The organism is Anaerosporobacter sp. (assembly GCF_965301125.1).
Genome location: NZ_CBDLAM010000323.1, coordinates 1 through 2,580 on the forward strand (window position 1 = coordinate 1; position 2,580 = coordinate 2,580).

Consider the following 2,580-nt stretch of genomic DNA (forward strand, 5'->3'; position numbering starts at 1 on the left):
GCTTATTGAAGACAAATATGATGAGTTATATGCTATTTGTGAAAAAGGAAATCGGCTTTTAGTTTAATTTTAATATTTCAGAAACATAACTCTAACAATTTATAAATGAAAACAAGATATTATTTTTATATCAAAAGGGAAAGCAAATCAAGTAGTTGTTTTTCAAAATAAAAATATAATTGGAGGAGATTAGGATGGAAGAATATCAATTAAAAACTGGGAAAATCGGTAATAAGGTTGTGGCTACATATAAGACGGTAGAAAAGAAGTTTACAGATACTTTTCTAGAAAAGGATGAAAATTCAGTAGGTGGTTACCGTATGAAAACTGGGAAAACAGCAGAGAAAGTAACAAATGCTTACCATAAAATCGAAGATGGTGTAGTAGGAGCTTATCAAAAAATTGAGGATGCATTTGTAGATACCTTTCTTGAAAAAAAGAATGAGGAGGAATCTTCTGAGAAGAAATAAGTAATTGAGAATGAAGAAGATGGAGGGTTATGTTATGAAGAAAAGTAATTTTGTAGCATTGATTTTGGGAACCATTGGAGTTGTGTTTTTTTCATTAGGTATGTGCATGGCTTTGATTGAAGAATGGGGAATGCTTAACAAGGGAATTGTTACAGGTATAATTGGAATTGTTGTACTTCTTATTACTGTTATCGTATGGAGGAGAATGGAAGGAAAAGAACCTATTAAATTAAAAGCAAAAACAGTAGGATCTGTAGCAGTCGGTGTTTTTGGAGCTTTATTGTTTGGTATTGGAATGTGCTTAACAATGGTGTTTGACAAGTTTATCCTAGGAGTCATCATTGGTTTGGTTGGGATTGTAGTGCTGCTTATGCTTATTCCGATTACTAAGGGAGTACATGATTAAGGAAAAAGCCTGTTTCTATTATTTGGCAGATAAAGCTGAACGGACCTCAAGTGAGGGTACAACCAGTGACAATAAAAGTAGCCAGAACTATGCAACCTGGTCCTCGCCAATGTATTCCTATCTGTATGAAAATGAAGATCATACCATTATAAGAGTAGAACTAGTAGATAACAAAATCGTTTATGAAAATTATGATAAGAAATTTAGACTTCTAGGTAAGGGTACCATAAAGAAAGAACTGCAATTGTTTGGTGGATTTTATGCTGGAAAAGATGCCAATTATTTTGTGTTCGGACAAACTAATAATAAGGAAAGTAAGAAACGTGAGGTAATTCGTATTGTAAAGTATTCAAAGGACTGGAAGCGGATTGCAAGTTGTTCTCTTACTGATTGTAACACAACAATACCATTTGATGCGGGAAGCCTCCGTTTTGCAGAATCTGGGGATATGCTTTACATCAGAACTTCTCATGAGATGTACAAGAGTTCTGATGGTCGAAATCATCAAGCAAATCTTACACTGTCAGTGAATACTTCAGATATGAAAATAACAGATTCATATTCTAGAGTTATGAATATTGGCTATGGTTATGTAAGTCATTCCTTCAATCAGTTTATTCTAGTTAATGGTAGTGAACTATTAGCAGTTGATCATGGTGATGCTTACCCACGCTCAATAGCATTGATTAAATACAGCAAACCTGCAGGAGAGCCTACGTTTACAGGTGACTGTAGCTATATAGATCTACTCGAATTCCCTGGTAATATAGGGGATAATTCAACAGGAGGTAGCGTCGGCGGATTTGAGGTTTCGAATTCTTCATATATTGTTGCTGGGAATTACAAAAATACTAGCTCCTATGTACGCAACATTTTTCTAAGCGTTACTCCACAAGGAGATTTAGTTGATGGAAATACAAAACTAATATATTTAACGAAATACAAGAAAAACAGTAAAATACAAGTAAGTACCCCTCAATTAGTAAAAATCAGTGATGATAAATTCATGGTACTATGGGAAACAACGAATACAAATACATACCAACAAAAAGTTAATTATGTCATGATAAACGGCAAGGGAGAAACCTTGTCGAATGTAAGAAGTATGACGGGAAATCTGTCTGATTGCCAACCAATTGTATATAATAACAATGTTACATGGTACTTTACAAATAATTCAGCCCCTGTATTTTGTACAATTCCTACTGATGGAACAGTTGCTAAAGACAATCTAATTAAAGGCGATGAATTCGTGGTCAAGAATATTACGTATTCAATTATTAAAAGTACAGACAAAACAAAGACGGTTGCAGTTAATCGTATCGAAAATAGCTCCGAAACTACAATCACAATACCAGCAACAATCAAAATTAAAGGTAATACCTATAAGGTAACAGAGGTATATGATGACGCTTTCAGTTACTGCTATAACGCAAAAACCTTTATATTCGGTAGTAATGTCACGAAAATAGGTAATATTAATTTTCCGGAATGGAACAACTTACAAAAGATAATAATCAAAAGTACCAAGCTCAATACTGACACGAAAAATGCTTTTAAGAACGTATCCAATAACGTTGTAATTAAGGTTCCAAAATCCAAATTGAGTGTTTATAAGAAATTATTACAAGGAAAAGGGCAGAGCAGTAAGGTAAAGATTATAAATTGATTTTCTTATATGAGTGATATATTCTTGGTGTATAT

At 33.4% G+C, this 2,580-nt stretch carries 3 protein-coding genes; all 3 read left to right on the forward strand.

Annotated features, from left to right (window positions below; all coding sequences use genetic code 11):
• Nucleotides 1–194: 194 nt before the first annotated feature.
• Genes ACW2QF_RS19400 through ACW2QF_RS19410 form a run of 3 tightly spaced genes read left to right on the forward strand, consistent with a single transcriptional unit; the run spans nt 195 to nt 2,545 of the window.
• Entirely contained in the window at nt 195–470 is a 276-nt protein-coding gene (locus tag ACW2QF_RS19400; protein WP_455717662.1) for a hypothetical protein, read from the forward strand.
• A 34-nt stretch (nt 471–504) separates the two neighbouring features.
• Nucleotides 505–876 carry a hypothetical protein gene (locus tag ACW2QF_RS19405; protein ID WP_455717663.1) on the forward strand — a complete coding sequence of 124 codons (372 nt, stop codon included), beginning with the start codon at nt 505–507 and terminating at the stop codon, nt 874–876.
• A complete protein-coding gene (locus ACW2QF_RS19410; protein WP_455717664.1) occupies nt 869–2,545 on the forward strand; it encodes a leucine-rich repeat protein in 1,677 nt (558 codons plus the stop codon). Before ACW2QF_RS19405 ends, ACW2QF_RS19410 begins: the two co-directional genes overlap by 8 nt.
• Nucleotides 2,546–2,580: the final 35 nt, after the last annotated feature.

Bases quoted from the DNA above. Each gene is read 5' to 3' on its own strand.
- ACW2QF_RS19400 (WP_455717662.1), top strand. From the start codon at position 195: ATGGAAGAATATCAATTAAAAACTGGGAAAATCGGTAATAAGGTTGTG.
- ACW2QF_RS19405 (WP_455717663.1), top strand. From the start codon at position 505: ATGAAGAAAAGTAATTTTGTAGCATTGATTTTGGGAACCATTGGAGTT.
- ACW2QF_RS19410 (WP_455717664.1), top strand. From the start codon at position 869: ATGATTAAGGAAAAAGCCTGTTTCTATTATTTGGCAGATAAAGCTGAA.